General features: G+C 62.4%; 17 protein-coding genes. 10 read left to right on the top strand and 7 right to left on the bottom strand.

The features are described 5' to 3' along the window. The first annotated feature begins 24 nt into the window (after positions 1-24). The 5 genes from fadA (at position 25) to GST84_18085 (ending at position 5,225) form a co-directional block, all read left to right on the top strand. Positions 25-1,200 (top strand): acetyl-CoA C-acyltransferase FadA, encoded by a 1,176-nt coding sequence (gene fadA, locus GST84_18105; protein XGB14140.1) that lies wholly within the window; start codon positions 25-27, stop codon positions 1,198-1,200. 76 nt (positions 1,201-1,276) lie between these two features. Beyond that, complete coding sequence (locus GST84_18100; protein ID XGB14139.1) at positions 1,277-1,528, top strand: DUF1653 domain-containing protein; 252 nt, start codon at positions 1,277-1,279, stop codon at positions 1,526-1,528. Positions 1,529-1,628: 100 nt separating this feature from the next. After that, positions 1,629-4,238: a type I DNA topoisomerase gene (topA, locus tag GST84_18095; GenBank protein XGB14138.1), complete on the top strand. Its 2,610-nt coding sequence runs from the start codon at positions 1,629-1,631 to the stop codon at positions 4,236-4,238. 187 nt (positions 4,239-4,425) lie between these two features. After that, entirely contained in the window at positions 4,426-4,941 is a 516-nt protein-coding gene (locus GST84_18090) for a PasA protein (GenBank protein XGB14137.1), read from the top strand. Positions 4,942-4,991: 50 nt separating this feature from the next. Beyond that, entirely contained in the window at positions 4,992-5,225 is a 234-nt protein-coding gene (locus GST84_18085) for a hypothetical protein (GenBank protein ID XGB14136.1), read from the top strand. Between the two features lie 50 nt (positions 5,226-5,275). Here GST84_18085 and GST84_18080 read toward each other — a convergent pair whose 3' ends face one another. After that, on the bottom strand, positions 5,276-5,752 hold the full coding sequence (locus GST84_18080) for a CDP-glycerol--UDP-pyrophosphoryl-N-acetylglucosaminyl-N-acetylmannosamine glycerophosphotransferase (GenBank protein XGB14135.1): 477 nt from the start codon (positions 5,750-5,752) through the stop codon (positions 5,276-5,278). 13 nt (positions 5,753-5,765) lie between these two features. After that, positions 5,766-6,374 (bottom strand): transcriptional repressor LexA, encoded by a 609-nt coding sequence (gene lexA, locus GST84_18075; protein ID XGB14134.1) that lies wholly within the window; start codon positions 6,372-6,374, stop codon positions 5,766-5,768. Positions 6,375-6,656: 282 nt separating this feature from the next. Here lexA and GST84_18070 point away from each other — a divergent pair, with 282 nt between their 5' ends. Continuing rightward, positions 6,657-7,364 carry a TetR family transcriptional regulator gene (locus GST84_18070; protein XGB14133.1) on the top strand — a complete coding sequence of 236 codons (708 nt, stop codon included), beginning with the start codon at positions 6,657-6,659 and terminating at the stop codon, positions 7,362-7,364. Positions 7,365-7,541: 177 nt separating this feature from the next. Further along, positions 7,542-8,552 (top strand): beta-N-acetylhexosaminidase, encoded by a 1,011-nt coding sequence (gene nagZ / locus GST84_18065; GenBank protein XGB14132.1) that lies wholly within the window; start codon positions 7,542-7,544, stop codon positions 8,550-8,552. A 114-nt stretch (positions 8,553-8,666) separates the two neighbouring features. On the opposite strand, the gene GST84_18060 is transcribed toward nagZ, so the two are convergent. The 3 genes from GST84_18060 to GST84_18050 are packed head-to-tail and all read right to left on the bottom strand — an operon-like array spanning position 8,667 to position 16,020. Then, positions 8,667-11,984 carry a helicase SNF2 gene (locus GST84_18060; protein ID XGB14131.1) on the bottom strand — a complete coding sequence of 1,106 codons (3,318 nt, stop codon included), beginning with the start codon at positions 11,982-11,984 and terminating at the stop codon, positions 8,667-8,669. A 4-nt stretch (positions 11,985-11,988) separates the two neighbouring features. After that, complete coding sequence (locus GST84_18055) at positions 11,989-12,561, bottom strand: hypothetical protein (GenBank protein XGB14130.1); 573 nt, start codon at positions 12,559-12,561, stop codon at positions 11,989-11,991. 9 nt (positions 12,562-12,570) lie between these two features. Further along, the gene (locus GST84_18050) at positions 12,571-16,020 is read right to left on the bottom strand and encodes a transcription-repair coupling factor (GenBank protein XGB14129.1); all 3,450 of its coding nucleotides are present in this window, start codon (positions 16,018-16,020) and stop codon (positions 12,571-12,573) included. A gap of 167 nt (positions 16,021-16,187) precedes the next feature. On the opposite strand from GST84_18050, the gene GST84_18045 reads away from it, so the two are divergent. From GST84_18045 to GST84_18035, 3 genes are all read left to right on the top strand, one after another. After that, the gene (locus tag GST84_18045; GenBank protein ID XGB14128.1) at positions 16,188-17,651 is read left to right on the top strand and encodes a glyceraldehyde-3-phosphate dehydrogenase; all 1,464 of its coding nucleotides are present in this window, start codon (positions 16,188-16,190) and stop codon (positions 17,649-17,651) included. A 179-nt stretch (positions 17,652-17,830) separates the two neighbouring features. After that, a complete protein-coding gene (locus GST84_18040) occupies positions 17,831-18,829 on the top strand; it encodes an FAD:protein FMN transferase (protein ID XGB14127.1) in 999 nt (332 codons plus the stop codon). 204 nt (positions 18,830-19,033) lie between these two features. Next, complete coding sequence (locus tag GST84_18035; protein ID XGB14126.1) at positions 19,034-20,428, top strand: Si-specific NAD(P)(+) transhydrogenase; 1,395 nt, start codon at positions 19,034-19,036, stop codon at positions 20,426-20,428. Positions 20,429-20,476: 48 nt separating this feature from the next. Here GST84_18035 and GST84_18030 read toward each other — a convergent pair whose 3' ends face one another. After that, complete coding sequence (locus GST84_18030) at positions 20,477-21,193, bottom strand: glycerophosphodiester phosphodiesterase (protein ID XGB14125.1); 717 nt, start codon at positions 21,191-21,193, stop codon at positions 20,477-20,479. Between the two features lie 31 nt (positions 21,194-21,224). Next, complete coding sequence (locus tag GST84_18025; protein ID XGB14124.1) at positions 21,225-21,809, bottom strand: PilZ domain-containing protein; 585 nt, start codon at positions 21,807-21,809, stop codon at positions 21,225-21,227. Position 21,810: the final 1 nt, after the last annotated feature.

The raw sequence follows: 21,810 nt of genomic DNA, 5'->3' as shown, positions 1-21,810 counted from the left end.
ACGAGCTAGAGCGAGAGATTTGATATGAGCCTGAATCCAAGAGACGTGGTGATTGTCGACTTCGGTCGCACGCCAATGGGCCGCTCCAAGGGTGGCATGCACCGCAATACCCGCGCTGAAGACATGTCGGCGCACCTGATCAGCAAACTGCTGGAACGCAACGGCAAGGTCGACCCGAAAGAAGTCGAGGACGTGATCTGGGGCTGCGTCAACCAGACCCTGGAGCAGGGTTGGAACATCGCCCGCATGGCCTCGCTGATGACCCCGATCCCGCACACCTCTGCGGCGCAGACCGTCAGCCGCCTGTGCGGTTCGTCGATGAGCGCCCTGCACACGGCTGCCCAGGCGATCATGACCGGTAACGGTGATGTGTTCGTGGTAGGTGGCGTGGAGCACATGGGCCACGTCAGCATGATGCATGGCGTCGACCCCAACCCGCACCTGTCCTTGCATGCCGCCAAGGCTTCCGGGATGATGGGCCTGACTGCGGAAATGCTCGGCAAGATGCACGGCATCACCCGTGAGCAGCAGGACCTGTTCGGCTTGCGTTCGCACCAGTTGGCCCACAAGGCCACTGTCGAAGGCAAGTTCAAGGATGAGATCATCCCGATGCAGGGCTATGACGAGAACGGCTTCCTGAAGGTGTTCGATTTCGACGAAACCATTCGCCCGGAAACCACCCTCGAAGGCCTGGCATCGCTCAAGCCTGCGTTCAACCCGAAAGGCGGTACTGTCACTGCCGGTACCTCGTCGCAGATTACCGACGGCGCATCGTGCATGATCGTGATGTCCGGCCAGCGTGCGATGGACCTGGGTATCCAGCCATTGGCGGTCATCCGCTCGATGGCGGTGGCGGGTGTCGACCCGGCGATCATGGGTTACGGCCCGGTGCCATCGACCCAGAAAGCCCTCAAGCGTGCCGGTCTGACCATGGCTGACATCGACTTCATCGAGCTCAATGAAGCCTTCGCTGCACAGGCCCTGCCAGTGCTGAAAGACTTGAAAGTGCTCGACAAGATGGATGAGAAGGTTAACCTGCACGGCGGCGCGATTGCCTTGGGCCACCCGTTCGGTTGCTCCGGGGCGCGGATTTCCGGCACCCTGCTCAACGTCATGAAGCAAAATGGCGGTACTCTGGGTGTTGCGACCATGTGCGTCGGCCTGGGCCAAGGTATCACCACTGTCTTCGAACGCGTCTGATCGCGTAGCGGGACAGCAACCGGGGCCTTGTGCCCCGGTTTTGTTTTTTTCAGGTTTTATTCAGGAGGTGTGCAACATGCAGATACAACCAGGCGTATACCGGCATTACAAAGGGCCTGAGTACCGTGTCTTCAGTGTTGCGCGGCACTCCGAAACTGAAGAGTGGATGGTGTTCTACCAATGCCTGTATGGTGATTACAGCTTCTGGGTACGCCCCCTTTCGATGTTCGAGGAGTCCGTAGAAGTTGACGGCGAGCAGGTGCCACGCTTTGCTTTGGTCAAGGCCGAAGAGGGGCTGCCCGGGTTGCTGGGCAAGTCGCACGACTGATCGTCCGAGCTTGACCTCACACTTTTGCCACTATATATAGCGGTGCCGCGTCTGGCACTTGGCGCGTTTTTTATCTTCAGATTCAGGAATACTCCGATCCATGGGCAAATCGCTGGTCATTGTGGAATCCCCGGCCAAGGCCAAGACCATCAACAAGTACCTGGGCAACCAGTACGTGGTGAAGTCGAGTATCGGCCATATCCGAGACCTCCCCACCAGCGGTTCGGCCAGCGCGAGCAAAGAGCCGGCCGCCAAGCGTGGCAAGGCTGCGGGTGAGGCGCCGGCGCTTTCGCCGAAAGAAAAGGCCCGCCGCCAGCTGGTGGCGCGCATGGGCGTCGACCCCGACCATGGCTGGAAGGCCAAGTACGAGATCCTGCCTGGCAAGGAAAAGGTGATCGAAGAGCTGCGCCGCCTGGCCAAGGATGCCGACACCATCTATCTCGCAACCGACTTGGACCGCGAAGGGGAAGCCATTGCCTGGCACCTGCGCGAGGCCATCGGGGGTGACGACACCCGCTACAAGCGCGTGGTGTTCAACGAAATTACCAAGAAGGCCATTCAGGAGGCCTTCTCGCAGCCGGGCGAGCTGGACATCGACCGGGTCAACGCCCAACAGGCGCGGCGTTTCCTCGACCGCGTGGTCGGTTACATGGTTTCGCCATTGCTGTGGGCCAAGATTGCTCGCGGCCTGTCCGCTGGCCGTGTGCAGTCGGTAGCGGTAAAGCTGGTGGTGGAGCGTGAGCGTGAGATCCGCGCGTTCATCCCGGAAGAGTACTGGGAAATCCACGCCGACCTCGGCACCGCCAAGAACGCCAAGGTGCGTTTCGAGGTGGCGCGCGAAAAGGGCGAGGCCTTCAAGCCGCTGAATGAAGCTCAGGCCATGGCTGCGCTGGAAAAGCTCAAGGCTTCCAGCTACAGCGTGGTCAAGCGCGAAGACCGCCCGACCAGCAGCAAGCCATCGGCACCGTTCATTACTTCCACCTTGCAGCAAGCGGCCAGTAACCGTCTGGGCTTCGGTGTGAAGAAAACCATGATGATGGCCCAGCGCTTGTACGAAGCCGGTTACATCACCTACATGCGTACCGACTCGACCAACCTGTCGGCTGACGCCCTGGATATGGCACGCAGCTACATCGAGCGGGAGTTCGGCAAGCAGTACCTGCCGGAGGCGCCACTGGTTTACGGCAGCAAGGAGGGCGCCCAGGAGGCGCACGAAGCGATTCGACCTTCTGACGTGAATACCCATCCGACCAAGCTCAGTGGCATGGAGCGTGATGCTGAGCGCCTGTACGAGCTGATCTGGCGCCAGTTCCTGGCTTGCCAGATGCCGCCAGCGCAGTACCTGTCCACCAGCGTCACCGTCGCTGCTGGCGATTTCGAGCTGCGTGCCAAGGGCCGCATCCTCAAGTTCGACGGCTACACCCGTGTGCTGCCCCAGCAGAGCAAGCCGGGCGAAGACGACGTGCTGCCAGAAATGGTTCAGGGCGAAGCGCTTAAACTGATTCAGATCGACCCGAGCCAGCACTTCACCAAGCCACCGGCGCGCTTCACCGAAGCCAGCCTGGTCAAGGAAATGGAAAAGCGCGGCATTGGTCGCCCATCGACCTACGCGGCGATCATTTCCACCATCCAGGACCGTGGCTATGTGACGCTGCACAACCGCCGCTTCTACTCCGAGAAGATGGGCGACATCGTCACCGAGCGCCTGTCGGAGAGCTTCTCCAACCTGATGGACTACGGCTTTACCGCCGTCATGGAAGAGAACCTCGACGACGTGGCCCAGGGCGAGCGTGACTGGAAGAACGTGCTCGACGAGTTCTACGGCGACTTCAGCAAAAAGCTGCAGACTGCCGAGTCCAGCGAAGACGGCATGCGCGCCAACCAGCCGACCATGACCAACATTCCGTGCAAGGAATGTGGCCGGCCGATGATGATTCGCACCGCCTCTACAGGAGTGTTCCTGGGTTGCTCTGGCTACAGCCTGCCGCCGAAAGAGCGCTGCAAGGCTACCGTCAACCTGGTGCCGGGCGACGAGATTGCCGCTGACGACGAGGGCGAGTCGGAATCGCGCGTACTGCTGGGCAAGCACCGTTGCCCGATCTGCGCCACGGCGATGGACGCCTACCTGCTGGACGAGAAGCACAAGCTGCACATCTGCGGTAACAACCCGGACTGTGTAGGTTACGAGATCGAGGAAGGCAACTACCGCATCAAGGGCTACGAAGGGCCGAGCCTGGAGTGCGACAAGTGCGGTAGCGAGATGCAGTTGAAGACTGGCCGTTTCGGCAAGTTCTTCGGCTGCACCAACCCGGCGTGCAAGAACACCCGCAAGCTGCTCAAGAGCGGCGAGGCGGCGCCGCCGAAGATGGACAAGGTAGACATGCCGGAGCTCAAGTGCGAGAAGGTAGACGATACCTACGTGCTGCGCGACGGTGCTTCGGGGCTGTTCCTGGCAGCCAGCCAGTTCCCCAAGAACCGCGAAACCCGCGCGCCGCTGGTGCTGGAGATTGTGCCGCACAAGCATGAGATCGACCCGAAGTACCACTTCCTGTGCGATGCACCGCAGAAAGACCCGGATGGCCGCCCGGCGGTGATCCGCTATAGCCGCAAGACCAAGGAGCAGTACGTACAGTCCGAGGTCGATGGCAAGCCGACCGGTTGGAAGGCGTTCTACGACGGCAATGCCTGGAAGGTTGAAGACAAGCGCTGATCCATCGGTGCTGTAATGTGGGGCCGCTTTGCGCCCTTCGCGGGCCTGCCCGCTCCCACAGGTATCGCGCCGCCCTTGAATGTGGCGCTGTACTGGTGGGAGCGGGCAAGCCCGCGAAGGGCGCAAAGCGGCCCCAATCATTTATGATGCAGATATCCGCCTTGTAGCCTTATGGGAGGGCACTGAAATGGCCCAGGAACTCTACACCCGCACCAACCAGAAACTGTTCTTCGCCGGCCTCGCCCTCGAGTCCATGGCCAAGGCTGAACAAAGCCAGGCCATGAATGCCCAGGGCTTGGTTCAGGCTGAACGCGAGTCGGCGCTGTTCCACCTGTATGGTGCTCTGTTGGGGCTGTGCCATGAAATCGGGGGCTTCTACCGCCTTCCGGTTGTCGCAACGGTGGAGCAGGCCCTGGCCGACGATGCCCTTAATGGTATAACCATCCCGGAAGTGGCCGAGTTGCTGGAACTGGCCCGCCAGCGTGAAACCTGGCTGGCGCAAATGCTCGGTGCTTATGCCGATTTGTTCCGACCACCGGTCGCCAGAAAAGCGCCGAAAACCGACGTTACCCAGCCATTGATTCAAGCCGTCAATCTTGATGAGCCTGAGCATCCAGCGCTGTCGCGTGCCGAGCTGGAAAGCTGGCGAAATGACCTCAAAAGTTTGGTGAGACGTTTCCGTGACGCGTTGAGTGAGTGCTGATAGCCGCAACGGCTGGTACAATAATCGCCTTTCGCGGAGAACTGCCATTTATGTCTACGTCTTTTCTGGAAATTGTCGAGTTGCCTGATGGCCGCATCGAACTTCGTCGCGCCGAGGATGAGGGCTCTCTGGTAACCCTGGATTTCTCGGAAGACGCCAAGGTGTTCCTGCAGGGTCAGCATGTGGAAGTGGCCAAGGCCATGCTCAGTGTGGGCGTGCAGATGGCTGGTCGCCTGATGGATGGCGAGCTTGAGCGTGATGAAGGGCCGCGTGTGCTGCACTGAGTGTGCAGCAGCGTATCAGGCTATTTGAAGTGACAGGCAAAGCCTGAACATCAGCCGAGGCGGATGTTCAGGCTTTGTGCGTTTCCGGCACTGGCTGCACGTAGCAGTTGCTGGCGTGCAGTGGCGTTGACGTTGCCCAGCCAGCTCACCACGGTGTGGCTGAGGCCCAGGCGCAAGGCCTCACAGGCCAGCTGCAGCGCGCTTTGATTGCTGCGGGGTTGCAGCAGCAGAATACGTTCACGGTTGAGCCCGGCATCGCGCAGCCAGGCCTGGGTCAGGCTTGGCGGCGGGGCGATCAGGGTCAGCCAGCGGGCCTCGTCCTCTTCGCTCAGCTCGCGCAGCACCGGTGCCAGCAGGCTTTGGCAGTGGCCAGGGGTGCCGCGCAGCGACAGTTCGCTGAACAGTTCGGGCTGGCTGCTCTTGCGCGCTGGCTCCCTGGCTTTCAGGCCTGGCAGTACGGGCTGTGCGAGGAATGCTTCGAACAGGGGCAACTGGGCTTGCTCGGGTGCGTGAATGAACTGCTGCATGACGCCTCCTGGATCAGCGGCGAATGACGCCGACGCTCAAGCCCTCGATCACCAGTTCCTGTTCTTTCAGGTCGACTTCGATGGGGGCGAATTCGGGGTTTTCGGCAAGCAGCCAGACTTTGCTGCCTTCGCGCTTGAAGCGCTTGACGGTGACTTCGTCGCCGATACGCGCCACCACGATCTGGCCGTTGCGGGCCTCACGGCAGGTGTGCACAGCCAGCAGGTCACCGTCGAAGATGCCGACGTCCTTCATGCTCATGCCGTGTACGCGCAGCAAATAGTCGGCTTGGGGGTGGAAGAAGGCAGGGTTGATGTTGCAGGATTGCTCGATGTGCTGTTCGGCAAGAATCGGCGCACCGGCAGCTACCCGGCCGATGATGGGCAGGCCGGCTTCTTCGGCCTTGGCTTCCAGGCCAGGGATGCGGATGCCGCGGGAAGCGCCCGGCGTCATTTCGATCGCGCCCTTGCGGGCAAGCGCCTTGAGGTGCTCCTCGGCGGCATTGGGCGACTTGAAGCCCAGCTCCTGAGCAATCTCCGCGCGGGTGGGCGGGAAGCCGTTGTCTTCCAGGCAGCGCTTGATGAACGCGAGAATTTCGGCTTGGCGTGGCGTCAGTTTCAACATGGTAAGCGCTCTGTCTTTTTGTACAGTGACTGGGATTATATACAGTGTCGGGCCCGCTGCAAGCTCCAAGCTGCAAGAAAGGGCGAAACGGCAGTCCATCCGATCTCAGTCACCCCAGAAGCGATTTCGTGATATCCGGCCGGTGTTGCTGTTATTTGATGCTTGCAGCTTCCAGCTTGCGCCTTTTAAATGGCGACCGCCCAGTCACCGAGCCTTGACAGACGCAGGGCTGAAACGTATGTTTCAAACACCTGTTTGTCTGGCGGAGTAGTCGGAGTAGTCATGGCCCAATCGGAAACCGTTGAACGCATTCTCGATGCTGCCGAGCAGCTGTTCGCGGAAAGGGGGTTCGCCGAAACCTCGTTGCGGCTGATTACCAGCAAGGCCGGGGTCAACCTGGCGGCAGTCAACTATCATTTCGGCTCCAAGAAGGCGCTGATCCAGGCTGTTTTCTCGCGTTTCCTTGGCCCGTTCTGCGCCAGTCTCGAGCGTGAACTGGAGCGGCGCCAGGCCAAGCCGGAGCACAAGCCCAGCCTCGAAGAACTGCTGGAAATGCTCGTAGAGCAGGCGTTGGCCGTGCAGCCGCGTAGCAACAACGACCTGTCGATCTTCATGCGCCTGCTGGGTCTGGCGTTCAGCCAGAGCCAGGGTCACCTGCGGCGTTATCTGGAAGACATGTACGGCAAGGTGTTCCGCCGCTACATGCTGCTTGTGAACGAGGCTGCGCCACGCATTCCGCCACTGGAACTGTTCTGGCGTGTGCACTTCATGCTGGGTGCCGCGGCCTTCAGCATGTCCGGTATCAAGGCCTTGCGGGCGATTGCCGAGACCGACTTCGGCATCAACACTTCGATCGAGCAGGTGATGCGCCTGATGGTGCCGTTCCTGGCGGCAGGCATGCGCGCTGACAGCGGTGTGACCGACGAGGCGATGGCAACTGCGCAGCTGCGCCCGCGAACAAAGACCAGCTCGGCTACCGCCAAGGCCTGAAGGCTGGGCGTGGCAGGGCGCTTCCGCTAAGCTAGCGCCCATGCCCGATCTCGATCTACTTCACATTTCCCTCGCTGACCAGTGCTCTCATGGCTTCGCCTGTGGCCAGCGGCGCGTGCCTGTGGGTGTCTGCTGCCCCCGATTGGGCCTCTCTCTGTCTTCAATGAAGGATTACCCATGACTGTCAGCCTGCAAGGCTCCCTGATGGTGGATATCGCCGGTAAATGGCTGACCGCCGAAGACCGTCAATTGCTGCGCCAGCCCGAAGTGGCTGGCCTGATCATCTTTGCCCGCAATATCGACAGCCCGCGCCAGGTGCGCGAACTGTGCGCGTCCATCCGCGCCATTCGCCCCGAACTGATCCTGGCAGTGGACCAGGAGGGTGGTCGCGTACAACGACTGCGCCAGGGCTTCGTGCGCCTGCCGGCCATGCGTGCGCTGGCCGATAACGACAATGCTGAATACCTGGCTGAGCAGTGCGGCTGGCTGATGGCGACCGAGGTACTGGCAGTTGGTCTGGACCTCAGCTTTGCTCCGGTGCTCGACCTGGACCACCAGCGTAGCGCCGTGGTGGGCAGCCGCGCGTTCGAGGGTGACCCGCTGCGTGCAACGCGACTGGCCGGCGCGTTCATCCGTGGCATGAATGCGGCGGGTATGGCCGCTTGTGGCAAGCATTTCCCGGGGCATGGTTGGGCCGAAGCCGATTCGCACGTGGCTATCCCCACCGATGAGCGCAGCCTGGAACAACTGCGCCAGGCCGACCTGGTGCCGTTTACCCGCCTGAGTGGGCAGCTTGCGGCAGTGATGCCGGCGCATGTCATTTACCCGCAGGTCGATAACCAGCCAGCCGGCTTCTCGCGGCGTTGGTTACAGGACATCTTGCGTGGCGAGCTGGGCTTTGACGGGGTGATCTTCAGTGATGACCTGTCGATGGCCGGTGCGCATGTGGTGGGCGACGCGGCCAGCCGTATCGAGGCGGCGCTGAGCGCCGGTTGTGACATGGGCCTGGTGTGCAATGACCGGGCGGCGGCGGAGCTGGCGCTGAGTGCGGCGCAGCGCATGAAGGTCAAGCCGTCGCCGCGGATTGCGCGGATGCGCGGGCAAGGTTTTGCACGAACCGATTATCGCCAGCAGCCGCGCTGGCTGGAGGCGCTGGGGGCGTTGAAGGAAGCTCAGTTGGTCGATTGATTGCGCTGGCCTCTTCGCTCCCACAGTTACCGCATCGCCATCTGGGGCAGTGCAGTGCCTGTAGGAGCGGGCTTGCCCGCGAAGAGGCCCGCGCGGGCTGTATCCGTTTTCGATCTATCGCCCGCGTTTTCCGGGCAATGGCGCAAACAGGGCCTCGATTTCTTCATCGCCAAGCCGCCACTGCCCAGCCTGCCCGCCGTCCAGCAGGCTGGCGGCCAATGCTGCCTTTTCCTGCTGCAGCAGCTGGATCTTCTCCTCCACCGTGCCCCGGGTAATCAGCTTGAACACGAACACCGGCTTGTCCTGACCGATGCGGTAGGCTCGGTCAGTAGCTTGGTTTTCGCTGGCCGGGTTCCACCAGGGGTCGAAGTGGATCACGGTGTCCGCCGCCGTCAGGTTCAAGCCTACGCCCCCCGCCTTCAGGCTGATCAGGAACACTTCGCTGTTACCTTGCTGAAACTGCTGCACTGGCGTGCGACGGTCGCGAGTGTCACCGGTCAGCAGGCTGTAGCGGATCTTGCGCTTCTCGAGCTCCTGCTCGATCAGCGCCAGCATTGAGGTGAACTGTGAGAACAACAACACCCGGCGCCCTTCGCTGAGCAGTTCTTCGAGCATTTCCAGCAGCGCACCCAGCTTGCCCTTGTCGGCCTGGTTGCCTTTGCTTTCCACCCCCTTGACCAGGCGCAGGTCGCAGCACACCTGGCGCAGCTTGAGCAACGCATCGAGGATCACGATCTGGCTGCGTGCGGCGCCATTGCGGGCGATTTCGTCGCGGACTTTCTGGTCCATGGCTACTCGCACGGCCTCGTAGGTATCGCGCTGGGCGTCACTGAGCTCGACCCAGTGCACCATCTCGGTCTTGGCCGGCAGCTCTGTGGCCACCTGCTCTTTGGTGCGGCGCAGCAGGAACGGCCGGATGCGGCTGGCCAGGTGGGCCATGCGCTCGCTGTCACCGTGACGTTCGATCGGGTTGCGGTAATCCTGGTTGAAGCGCTTCAGGTCGCCCAGCCAGCCGGGCATCAGAAAGTGGAAGATCGACCACAGTTCGCCCAGGTTGTTTTCCATCGGCGTGCCGGTCAGGCACAGGCGCTGGCCGGCCTGTAGCTCGCAGACGGCGAGGGCGGCCTTGCTGCTGCTGCTCTTGATGTTTTGCGCCTCGTCCAGTATCAGCATGTGCCAGGCCTGGGGGCGCAACTGTTCGAGGTCGCGTGGTATCAGGGCGTAAGTGGTCAGGACCAGGTCGTACTCATGGAGCTTGGAGAAGTGCTTGCTGCGCCCCGGCCCATGCAGGGCCAGTACGCGCAGGCCGGGCGCGAAGCGCTGGGCTTCGTCCAGCCAGTTGGGTATGAGGCTGGTTGGCATGACCGCCAGGGCCGGTGTACTCAGGCGCCCGGATTGCTTCTCCAGCAGCAGATGGGCCAGGGTCTGCAGGGTCTTGCCCAGGCCCATGTCGTCGCCGAGGATGCCGCCGGTACCCATTTCGCGCAAGGCCTGCAGCCAGTTCAGGCCTTGCTGCTGATAGGGGCGCAAGCTGGCCTGCAACCCGGTGGGCGGTTCTACCTGCAGGTCGCGGGCATCGCGCAGGCGGCGGCCCAGATCGCGTACATGCTCGCCACCTTCCCAGTGCAGGGGCAGGCCTTCGATTTCGTTCAGGCGCGCGGCGTCGGCGCGCTCCATGCGCAGGGACGGGCCTGCCGTGTCCTCGTGCAAGTAGAGCTCGCCCAGGGTGCCCATGACTGCCTTGATGCGGCCGTAGGGCAGGGCGACGCGCAAGGCGGGGGCATCGGGACGGCCGCGGTTGAGGTCGATCAGCAGGTGCTCATCGTCACTGCGCCGGGCCAGTTCGCTAGGGCGTAGCAGCTCCGGGCTGCTGCGCAGCAGGTGCAATACGATCGGCAGCAGGCTGTGGCGTTGGCCATCGACCACAATGCCTAGTTCCAGGTCGAACCATTCATGGCCGGGCGCTTCGTCGATGGTTGCATACCAGTCGTCCACCTCCTGAAGGTTGAAGGCGAAGTCGCGGTGAATGTCGATGTCCCAGCCGGCTTCGCGCAGGCGCGGCAGGCCTTCGCGGGCAAAGCGCAACCAGGCTTCGTCGTCTGGCAATTGATGCATTTCGCCGGCGCTGTCGGGTAGTGCCTTGCTCTGCCGTGTGGCAGGTTTGAAGCCGAAATCGCGCAGCATCTGGCGCAATGCCTGCTCGGCTTGAGTCTGGCGGCGAATGTGCTGGCTGGTGCTGCCTGCCAGGCGGGTCAGTGGCTTTTCATCGGTGCCGCTGGCCTGCAAGCCGTCATAATCGAACGCCAATGCGGCGCGATGTTGCATCTGCCGTTGCATGCGACCGGTTTTCGGCATGTAGGCGGTGTATTCGAGGCTGCCGAGAGCAAGAAGGGGCTTTGGCTGGATGTTATCGAGCAACTGCTCCTGCACTTGCGTCGGGGTCGGCACCTTGTGGCTGAGGGCATTGAGCTTGTGGCTCAGGGGGACGACCAGGTGTTCCGGTACATCGGGTGCGATAGTCAACTGCACGGCGACATGCGGATCCAGGCTGTGCTCGACTTTGCCCACTTCACGGGTCGGCAGGTTCAGGTAGTAAAGCGGCAGCAGCGGGATGACGCGGCGCAGCATTTCTTCGCCGCTGTACCACCGCCCCCGGTAGTTTCCGTTGTCCAGGCGTACCCAGCGAAACTCGGCATGGCGCACCGGGCCTTCATGAAGCGGGGGGAAGTCGGTATCGAAGAACATTCGCCCGGTTTCGAGGGCGCGCTGGAACAACTCGCCACCTTCGTGGCCCTTCAGTTTGTAACCGCGATCTTGGCCGCCGCCCTGATTCAGGGCCGAGAGCAGGCGCAGAATGCGGATGTCTTCGTCTGTTACGAAGCGCGGTGGTTCGTAGAGAAAGTCGTAAAGTGACTGGACGCGGCTGAAGCGGATGCCGTCTTCCGTTCGCGTGCCTTTGCGGACAAGCAGGGCGCAGCCAGCATCATCGGTGAGCTGCAGCTGATAGCACACCATGCGCCCGCGTTTGTCTTCGGTCGCGTCAGTTTTGGGTGGGGCCTGCTCCAGGCCGCTCAACCAGTGCTGCAGTTCGGCGGACAGGGTGCCCGGGTTGGCTTGCATGCCCCCGCTACTGGAAAAGCGGTCGCTCACGCAGAAGAGTACAGCGGCGCAATGCTTGCAGTTTTGCCGTACCGGGCAATCGCATTCACCGCGCACATGGCAGCGGCCGCCCGCAACGTGCAGCTCGATGCGTTGCCGGTAGTGGTTGTTGCCGCTCCCCTGGCAATTGGCGGTGATGGTCTGCCCATACACGCCTTCCAGTTCGGCCCTGCCTTCCTCGGCATACCGCTCACCGCGCTGCAGGGCAGCTTTGCTGAACGATTGAATCCAGTTCGGATAAGCGTTCACCATCTCGGCGGCATCGTGCTTCATTGGCCTACTGCTCCATCATCTCCGGGTCCATCACCGGCATTTTCGGCGTACCCGGTGGTGTCACCTTCAGCAGTACCGCCAGGTGCCCGCCGTCGAGAAAGGTCAGCTGGCCGCCCTTGACGTTGCTGTTGCTTTGCCTGAACTGCTCGCTTTGCAGCACGTTGCCGTTGCCATCCAGCTGGTTGACCCAGAAGTTGGCCTCGACGGTGATGAAGCGGCCTTCAGCGATGCTCAGGTTGCCTTCGATAGGGAAGTGCCCGAACTGTTCGGTGCCTTCGCCCACGGCGATGCGGCTGGGTTCGCTGCCCACCTGCTGCTGCCAGGCCTTGTGCATCAGCACCGTGTAGTCGGCGGTGGCTTCCAGGCGGGTGGCTTCATCTTCCAGTGCTGGGGGGCGCTCGGCGTCCTTGGTCAGGCGTGGGGCGCCGGCGCTCCAGTCTTCGGGGGCGAACGGGCTGGTGAAGGCGGGCACGCTGTTCTGCCGCACCAGAATCATTTCTACCTGATACAGGCCTTCGGCGAAGGCAGCCGGGGCGAACAGCGCCAGCAGCAGGGTCAGGCAACGGATGGCACGCATGGGTCTTCCTTAGGCAGGCTGTGGGGTCAGGCGCTCGAACAGCGCCTCCAGGGTATTGAAACGTTCGTCGGGGCGTTCCATCGGTACCAGGAAGCGGAACTGGGTAGCGCCTTCGAACTTGTAACGTTTGGGCTGACCCTGGATCAGCTTGATCAGGGTCAACGGGTCGACCGGGGTTTCGGCTTCGAACTCGAGCTTGCCACCATTGGGCCCCGCATCGACTTTCTTGATCCCGAGCTTTTCCGCGTGCAGCTTGAGCGACGTCAGGCGCATCAGGTTCTTGGTCGGCTCTGGCAACAGGCCGAAGCGGTCGATCATCTCGACCTGCAAGTCCTTGAGGCCTTCTTCGTCGGCAGCCGAGGCAATGCGTTTGTACAGGATCAGACGCGCATGCACGTCAGGCAGGTAGTCTTCGGGGATCAGTGCCGGCAGGCGCAGGTTGATCTCCGGGCCGCCGCCCAGTGGTTGCTCAAGGTTCGGCTGGGTACCTTTACGGATTGCCTTGACCGCGCGCTCGAGCATTTCCATGTACAGGGTGAAGCCCACCGCCTGGATCTGCCCGCTCTGGCCTTCGCCCAGCAGCTCGCCGGCCCCGCGGATTTCCAGGTCGTTGGTGGCCAGCACAAAGCCTGCGCCCAGGTCTTGTGTGTTGGCGATCGCCTCCAGGCGCTTTTCGGCGTCGGCGCTGACCTTCTGACGGGTAGGTGTGAGCAGGTAGGCGTAAGCCTGGTGGTGGCTACGGCCAACCCGGCCACGCAACTGGTGCAGCTGGGCCAGGCCGAACTTGTCGGCGCGCTCGATGACGATGGTGTTGGCGCTGGGCACGTCGATACCGGTTTCGATAATGGTCGAGGCCACCAGCACGTTGAAGCGCTTGTGGTAGAAATCGCTCATCACCTGTTCCAGCTCGCGTTCGCGCATTTGCCCGTGGCCGATGCCGATGCGTGCCTCAGGCACCAGCTCGGCAAGGTCGGCGGCGCATTTTTCGATGGTTTTCACATCGTTGTGCAGGTAGTACACCTGGCCACCGCGCAACAGTTCGCGCAGCAGCGCCTCCTTGACCGTGCTCTTGTTCTGCTCCATGACGAAGGTGCGCACAGACAGGCGGCGTGCTGGCGGCGTGGCGATGATTGACAGGTCGCGCATGCCCGCCACAGCCATGTTCAGCGTGCGCGGAATCGGCGTGGCGGTCAGGGTGAGGATGTCGACCTCGCTGCGCAGCGCCTTCAGCTGTTCTTTCTGGCGGACGCCAAAGCGGTGCTCTTCATCGATGATGGCCAGGCCCAGGTCTTTGAAGCGCACGTCGTCCTGCAGCAGCTTGTGGGTGCCGATGAGGATGTCGATCTTGCCTTCGGCAAGGTCCGCGGCGGCGGCGGCCACTTCCTTGGCCGACTTGAAGCGGCTCATCACTTCCACGGTCACGGGCCAGTCGGCAAAGCGGTCGCGGAAACTGTTGTAATGCTGCTGGGCAAGCAGGGTGGTGGGCACCAGTACAGCCACCTGGCGGCCACTGTGCACGGCGATGAACGCCGCGCGCATGGCCACTTCGGTCTTGCCGAAGCCCACGTCGCCACAGACCAGGCGGTCCATTGGCTTGGGTGCCAGCATATCGGCTCGCACGGCCTCGATTGCAGCCTGCTGGTCCGGGGTTTCCTCGAACGGGAAGCCGGCGCTGAAGGTGGCGTAGTCGGCGGATGGGTCGGCAAACGCATAGCCCTTGCGCGCGGCGCGGCGAGCATAGATGTCGAGCAGTTCGGCGGCCACGTCGCGGACCTGTTCGGCGGCCTTGCGCTTGGCTTTCTGCCAGGCCTCCGAACCCAGCCGGTGCAGCGGTGCCAGGGCGTCGTCGCTGCCGGTGTAGCGGGCGATCAGGTGCAGGTTGGCCACCGGCACATACAACTTGGCGTTCTCGGCGTATTCCAGCGTCAGGAATTCGGCGGCCTGGCCGTCGATTTCCAGGGTGGCCAGGCCCAGGTAGCGGCCGACACCATGGTCGATGTGCACCACCGGCGCACCTTCGCGCAGCTCGGTGAGGTTCTTGATGACCGCGTCGTTGGCGGTTTCGCCGCGCTTGTCACGGCGCCGGCGCTGCATCACCCGCTGGCCGAACAGTGGGCTTTCGGCAATCAGGGCCAGGCCTGGGTCGTCCAGCAGCAGGCCGTCGTCCAGCGGGGCGATGGTGATCGCCAGGCGCTCGGCACCGGTTATGAAATCGTCCCAGCCATCGACGGTATGCGGGCGCAGCTTCAGCCGTTCGAGCAGCTCCAGCAGCACTTCACGGCGGCCCGCTGATTCGGCAGTGAACAGTACGCGGCCGGGGAACTGGTCGAGGAAGTTGGCCAGCTCGGCCAGCGGCTGGTTGGCCTTGGCCTCGATGGCCAGGTTGGGCAGGGCGCGCGCCGGGAAGCGCTCGCGGCCCACCCCAGGGTCGAGCTCTTCGCTGCTGACCACTACCCGGGGCCACTGCTTGAGCCGGGCGAAGCAATCTTCCACCGGCATGAACAGCTCGGCCGGCGGCAACAGCGGCCGGCTGAGGTCGCCGCGGCGGTCTTCATAACGCCCGCGCACGTCGTTCCAGAAGTGCTCGGCGGCCTGTTCCACGCCGGGGAGCGAGAACACCTGGGTGTCGGTCGGCAGGTAGTCGAACAGGGTTGAGGTGTCTTCGAAGAACAGCGGCAGGTAGTACTCGATACCGGCGGGGATGATGCCGCTGGCCAGGTCCTGGAAGATTGCACTGCGGCGGAAGTCGACGTCGAAGCGCTCGCGAAAGCGTGCCTTGAAGCGGGTCACTTCTTCCTTCTGCATCGGGAATTCGCGTGCTGGCAGCAGGCGCACCGAATCCACCTTGTCGATCGAGCGCTGGGTCTCGGGGTCGAAGGTGCGCAGCGTCTCGATCTCGTTATCGAACAGGTCGATGCGGTAGGGCAGCTTGCTGCCCATCGGGAACAGGTCGATCAGCGCGCCGCGCACGGCGAACTCGCCATGCTCGTAGACGGTGTCGACGCAACGATAACCGCTGGCTTCCAGGCGCGTGCGCATCTGCTCTACGTCGATGGTCTGGCCCACATCCAGCACCAGGCTGCTGCCCAGCAGAAAGCGTGTGGGCGCCAGGCGGTGCAGGGCGGTGGTGATCGGCACCACGAGGATGCCGTGGCTCAGCTCCGGCAGGCGGTACAGGCTGGCGATGCGCTGGGAGATGATGTCCTGGTGCGGCGAGAACAGGTCGTAGGGCAGGGTTTCCCAATCGGGGAACGGCAGCACTGGCAGGCCCGGGGCAAAGAAGCGCAGCTCCTGCTCCAGACGGTCGGCGGCCTGGCTGTCGGCCGTCAGCAGCAGGGTGAAGCGGCCAGCGCTGCTGGCAGCCTCGGCGATGGCAAGGCTGAGGGCGGCACCGGGCAAGTTGCCCCAGGTTTGTTTGCCGGCCGTGGCCGACATTTGCGGTAGGCGCAGAACTGACACGGGAGATTGCACTCCAAGCGTTGCGGCAAAGAGACCGATTGTACCGGTGACGGTGCCGGCTGTCAGGCTCGAAAGGGCATGAGCGCTGGCTTGCGTCACTGCGACAGGCGCTCATTGCCGGTTCCGCGTCGGGGCGTCATAATGTAGCCCCTTTTTTCTGTCCCTACATGTGGAAGGTTCCCGTGACTCAGAAGCCCGACCAGTGTCTTGGTGAGTGGATTGATCGTGAAGCCCTGGCTGAAGCGATGATCCCGCTTATCGGTCAGCTCTACCGCAATAACAACGTGGTGAGCTCGATTTATGGCCGCAGCCTGATCAACCGTTCGGTTATCTCGATCCTCAAGGCGCACCGCTTTGCGCGCCACCGCCAAACCGACGAAACCGAACTGTCCGTCCACGAGACATTCCCCCTGCTCAAAGCCATGAGCGAGCTGAAACTGGGCGCCGCATCGGTCGACCTGGGCAAGCTGGCCAACAAGTTCAAGCAGGAAGGCAATGGCCGCACTGCCGAGCAGTTCGTCCGTGAAGAGCTGGCTGACGTGGTTGGCCAGCAGAACGCTTCGGCGCGTAAAGGCACCGACGTTGTTCTGTACGGTTTCGGTCGCATCGGCCGCCTGCTGGCGCGCATCCTGATCGAGAAAACCGGTGGTGGTGACGGCCTGCGTCTGCGTGCCATCGTCGTGCGCAAAGGCGCCGAAAACGACCTGGTCAAGCGTGCCAGCCTGCTGCGCCGTGACTCGGTGCATGGTCCGTTCGATGGCACCATCACCATCGACGAAGCCAACAACACCATCACCGCCAACGGCAACCTGATCCAGGTTATCTACGCCAAGAACCCGAGCGAAGTCGACTACACCCAGTACGGCATCGACAATGCGCTTGTTGTTGACAACACCGGTGTATGGCGTGACGCCGACGGCCTGGGCCAGCACCTGGCCTGCCCTGGTGCTGCCCGCGTGATCCTCACCGCACCTGGCAAGGGCGCGCTGAAGAACATCGTGCACGGTATCAACCACGGTGACATCACTGCCGATGACAAGATCATCTCGGCGGCCTCCTGCACCACCAATGCCATCGTGCCGGTGCTCAAGGCCATCAACGATCAGTACGGCATCGTCAACGGCCACGTCGAAACCGTTCACTCGTTCACCAACGACCAGAACCTGATCGACAACTTCCACAAGGGCAGCCGCCGTGGCCGTGCCGCGCCGCTGAACATGGTAATCACCGAAACCGGCGCCGCCACCGCCGCTGCCAAGGCACTGCCAGTGCTGAAGGGCAAGCTGACCGGCAACGCCATTCGTGTCCCGACGCCGAACGTTTCGATGGCCATCCTGAACCTGAATCTGGAAAAGGCCACCACCCGCGACGAGATCAACGAGTACCTGCGCCAGACCGCCATGCACTCGGAACTTCACAAGCAGATCGACTACGTGGCTTCGCAGGAAGTGGTTTCGACCGACTTCGTGGGCTCGCGCCATGCCGGTGTGGTTGACGCAGAGGCGACCATCGCCAACGACAACCGCGTTGTTCTGTACGTCTGGTACGACAACGAGTTCGGTTATAGCTGCCAGGTGGTTCGTGTGATGGAAGACATGGCCGGTGTGAACCCGCCAGCGTTTCCACGCTGATTCGCTTGTAAGGCAATGAAAAAACGGGAACCTTCGGGTTCCCGTTTTTTTTATTCTGAATGTGTGTTGTCAGTGCTGGCCCTTTCGCGGGTAAACCCGCTCCTACAGGATTATCGCTGCCCCTGTAGGAGCGGGTTTACCCGCGAAGAGGCCAGCACCGGCAACCGAGAAACCCTACTGTGCGCACAGCCCTACTGTTCATTCTGCTGCTACTCACCGCCTGCAACCAGGGCCCCACCCTGGAGCGTCTGGGTGGCCCGACCATGGGCAGCAGCTACAGCATCCAGTACGTCCGCGAGCCTGGTGGCCCGGTGCCGGCCCAGGTGCAGATGGCGGTTGAAACCATCCTGCATGACATCGACCACCACTATTCAACCTACCGCGGCGATTCCATCGTCAGCCAGTTCAACCGGTTACCCGCCGGCCAGTGCCTGGCCCTGCCGCCCGATATGCTCGAATTGGTCAGCCTCGGCCAGCACCTTGCCGAGCAGAGCGATGGCGCTTTCGATCTCACGGTAGAGCCGTTGCTCGACCTGTGGGGCTTCGGCCCTCAGGCCCGTCACGAGCAGGTGCCCGAACCACAGGCACTGGCCCAGGTGCGCCGGCGTGTGGGCTACCAGCACCTGCGCATCAAGGGGCGCGCCCTGTGCAAGGATGCCCCGGTGCAGCTCGACCTCAACAGCATCGTCGCCGGCCATGCTGTCGACGTGATCGCTGCGCGCCTGCAGGCCATGGGGGTCGGCAGCTTTGTCGCCGAGGTCACTGGCGAGTTGAAGGCAGTTGGCCGCAAGCCTGACGGCAGCCCTTGGCGCATTGCCCTGGAACTGCCTCGCGAAGACCGGCAGGTTGCCCGCCAGATCATCCCGGTCAATAGCCTTTCAGTATCAACCTCGGGTGACTATCGGCACTATTTCGAGCAGAATGGCCGGCGCTATTCGCACACCTTCGATGCCCGCCTCGGGCGCCCGGTCGAGCATGACCTGGCGGCCGTTACGGTGCTGGACGCCTCAGCACTGCAGGCCGACGGCTATTCGACGCTGCTGCTCATCCTGGGTCCGCAGCGAGGCTGGGATTTTGCCGTGGCGCATGACCTGGCTGCGGTTTTGGTGACTCGAGCAGAGGGAGGCTTCGTCTCCCGATCTACGCCCGCGTTCGAACGGGCAGTGAAAGGCCAGTGAAAGCACAAGCAGGGATGATTGCCGCCAGGGAATGGGTGAAGCATATGTAGTGCGGGCAAAATTGGCCTACGACGCGACCAAGGGTTAATGTGCGCGGCGTTCCGGGTTGATTAGACTGCACCCGAATTTTCTCATGGCGCCCCGGCGGCATGATCGTGCCCCGCAAGCGACCGTGGCTTGCGGGCCAGTTCTGAAGGAGTACGCATGGCTGTCTACAACTACGACGTAGTGGTGCTGGGTTCCGGCCCGGCCGGTGAAGGCGCGGCAATGAACGCCGCCAAAGCAGGGCGCAAGGTAGCGATGGTCGATGACCGTCGCCAGGTTGGTGGCAACTGCACCCACTTGGGTACCATTCCGTCCAAGGCACTGCGTCACTCGGTGCGGCAGATCATGCAGTTCAACACCAACCCGATGTTTCGTGCCATCGGCGAGCCACGCTGGTTCTCGTTCCCGGACGTGCTGAAAAGCGCCGAGAAGGTCATCGCCAAGCAGGTGGCATCGCGCACCGGCTACTATGCCCGCAACCGCGTCGACGTGTTCTTCGGCACCGGCAGCTTCGCCGACGAGCAGACCGTGGAAGTGGTGTGCCCGAACGGCGTGGTCGAGAAGCTCAACGCCAAGCACATCATCATTGCAACCGGCTCGCGCCCTTACCGCCCGGCCGACATCGACTTCCACCATCCGCGGGTTTACGACAGCGACACCATCCTCAGCCTCAGCCATACCCCGCGCAAGCTGATCGTGTACGGTGCCGGCGTAATCGGTTGCGAATACGCTTCGATCTTCAGTGGCCTAGGCGTATTGGTCGAGCTGGTCGACAACCGCGGCCAACTGCTGAGCTTCCTCGACTCGGAAATTTCCCAGGCGCTGAGCTACCACTTCAGCAACAACAACATCACAGTGCGTCACAACGAAGACTACGAGCGCGTCGAAGGCCTGGACAACGGGGTGATCCTGCACCTCAAGTCGGGCAAGAAGATCAAGGCGGACGCCTTGCTCTGGTGCAACGGCCGTACCGGCAACACCGACAAGCTGGGCCTGGAAAACATCGGTATCAAGGTGAATAGCCGCGGCCAGATCGAGGTCGACGAGGCCTACCGCACCGCCGTGCCGAACATCTACGGTGCCGGTGACGTGATTGGCTGGCCAAGCCTGGCCAGTGCGGCCCATGACCAGGGCCGGTCGGCCGCTGGCAGCATTGTCGACAATGGCAGCTGGCGCTTCGTCAACGACGTGCCGACCGGTATCTACACCATTCCGGAGATCAGCTCGATCGGCAAGAACGAGCAGGAGCTGACCCAGGCCAAAGTGCCGTACGAAGTGGGCAAGGCCTTCTTCAAAGGCATGGCGCGTGCGCAGATCGCCGGCGAGCCGCAGGGCATGCTGAAGATCCTGTTCCACCGCGAAACCCTGGAAATCCTCGGTGTGCATTGCTTCGGCTATCAGGCTTCGGAAATTGTCCACATTGGCCAGGCGATCATGAACCAGCCAGGTGAGCACAACAACCTGAAGTACTTCGTCAACACCACGTTCAACTACCCGACCATGGCCGAAGCCTATCGGGTAGCTGCCTATGACGGCCTGAACCGGCTTTTTTGAGCGGCTCCGACCGGTGGCCTGAGCCGGTCGGAGAGACCGATTTCAACCCTACCCGAGGGTGGTCTTGGCCAAACCGGGAAAGTCTGTAATCAGGCTGTCCACACCAAAGTCAGCCAGCCGGCGCATCAGTGCCGGCTCGTTGACCGTCCACACCGACACATGCAAACCCTGGCCCTGTGCTTTGAGCAGGCGCTCGGGGGTGCACAGTGTCCAGTTCAATGCCAGCAGCTCGCAGCCATAGTTATGTGCCACCTTCAGCGGGTCGAGCCAGGCGTATTCGGCCACCAGCCCGCGTTTCACGTCCGGCACCAGTTCCAGGGCGGCGCCCAGTACCTCGCGTGAACTGGAGGTGATGGTCACCTTGTCCAGCAAGCCATATTGCTGGGCCAGTTCACGGATCGCCAGGACAGTGGTGGCCGCGCGGGTGCGCGAGGCGCTTTTCACTTCCAGCTGCCAGTGCTCGAACGGGCATTTTTCGAACAGCTCTTCCAGCTTCGGGATCGGGCAGGGCTGCACATGGCCCGGGCCGCCTTTGCGGGCATCGATCTTGACCAGGTCGGCGGCCGGGTGCTCGACCACTTTGCCGCGACGGCCAGTGGTGCGCTTGAGGGTGGCGTCGTGGATGACCATCAGTTCGTTGTCGGCTGACAGGTGCAGGTCCAGCTCGCAGCGGGTCACGCCATGGGACAGGCATTGCTGAAAGCTTTTCAGGGTGTTCTCGGGTGCTTCGCCCTTGGCGCCGCGATGGCCGTAGATCAGGGTCACGTTCGTTCCTTCAAATCAGGGGGAAATTGGCTCAGGAGGCAGGGTCGTTCAGTTCCAGCTGCTGGCGCCGTTGCTGTTGCTGGCGCTGCAGGATGTAACGGGCCAGCAGTTGTCGTTGGGCGTCGGTCATGTCGATGAACTCGGTGCCGACCTCGAAGCCGCCTTCCGGGCGTGGGTCGCAATGGCTGACCTTGCCGCGCAGCAGCAGGCCATGGGCACGCGGCATCAGCACCATTTTCACCTTCACTCGTGTACCCGGGTCAATCCGTGTGGCTTGGACGGATTCGATGCCGCCTTCGGAAATGACCACCGGTACTGGCTCGCCGACCTCGCCAAGCAGGGTTTGCGCAACCACCGCGCTAAGCAAGTCGAGGCGCTTGTTCTGTGCCCGCAGGAAGGCGGCGAGCGTGCGGTCCTTGTCGCTCAGCTGGCGCAACAGGTGTTGCGACTCGAAGTCGGACAAGTGCAGTTCGCTGAGCAGGTTGAACAGCGGTGAATCATCTTGCAACACATCTGGCTCGAGGGCTTCGGCCGCGCTAAGGGGGTTTATTTGAAGTGCGATCCGATCTTCGATGCGGTAGTATTCGCGGCGATCTTCTTCGTCTAATGTCGTCATG

Origin of the sequence: Pseudomonas putida, from assembly GCA_041879295.1 — a bacterium.
GTDB lineage: Bacteria > Pseudomonadota > Gammaproteobacteria > Pseudomonadales > Pseudomonadaceae > Aquipseudomonas > Aquipseudomonas putida_Y.
The sequence above is the reverse complement of the archived record's forward strand: the minus strand, read 5'-3'. Positions and strand labels throughout refer to the sequence as shown.

What these genes read in the sequence shown, in the direction of transcription:
- fadA (XGB14140.1), top strand. Translation starts at nt 25, where the DNA reads ATGAGCCTGAATCCAAGAGACGTGGTGATTGTCGACTTCGGTCGCACG.
- GST84_18100 (XGB14139.1), top strand. Translation starts at nt 1,277, where the DNA reads ATGCAGATACAACCAGGCGTATACCGGCATTACAAAGGGCCTGAGTAC.
- topA (XGB14138.1), top strand. Translation starts at nt 1,629, where the DNA reads ATGGGCAAATCGCTGGTCATTGTGGAATCCCCGGCCAAGGCCAAGACC.
- GST84_18090 (XGB14137.1), top strand. Translation starts at nt 4,426, where the DNA reads ATGGCCCAGGAACTCTACACCCGCACCAACCAGAAACTGTTCTTCGCC.
- GST84_18085 (XGB14136.1), top strand. Translation starts at nt 4,992, where the DNA reads ATGTCTACGTCTTTTCTGGAAATTGTCGAGTTGCCTGATGGCCGCATC.
- GST84_18080 (XGB14135.1), bottom strand. Translation starts at nt 5,752, where the DNA reads ATGCAGCAGTTCATTCACGCACCCGAGCAAGCCCAGTTGCCCCTGTTC.
- lexA (XGB14134.1), bottom strand. Translation starts at nt 6,374, where the DNA reads ATGTTGAAACTGACGCCACGCCAAGCCGAAATTCTCGCGTTCATCAAG.
- GST84_18070 (XGB14133.1), top strand. Translation starts at nt 6,657, where the DNA reads ATGGCCCAATCGGAAACCGTTGAACGCATTCTCGATGCTGCCGAGCAG.
- nagZ (XGB14132.1), top strand. Translation starts at nt 7,542, where the DNA reads ATGACTGTCAGCCTGCAAGGCTCCCTGATGGTGGATATCGCCGGTAAA.
- GST84_18060 (XGB14131.1), bottom strand. Translation starts at nt 11,984, where the DNA reads ATGAAGCACGATGCCGCCGAGATGGTGAACGCTTATCCGAACTGGATT.
- GST84_18055 (XGB14130.1), bottom strand. Translation starts at nt 12,561, where the DNA reads ATGCGTGCCATCCGTTGCCTGACCCTGCTGCTGGCGCTGTTCGCCCCG.
- GST84_18045 (XGB14128.1), top strand. Translation starts at nt 16,188, where the DNA reads ATGTGGAAGGTTCCCGTGACTCAGAAGCCCGACCAGTGTCTTGGTGAG.
- GST84_18035 (XGB14126.1), top strand. Translation starts at nt 19,034, where the DNA reads ATGGCTGTCTACAACTACGACGTAGTGGTGCTGGGTTCCGGCCCGGCC.
- GST84_18025 (XGB14124.1), bottom strand. Translation starts at nt 21,809, where the DNA reads ATGACGACATTAGACGAAGAAGATCGCCGCGAATACTACCGCATCGAA.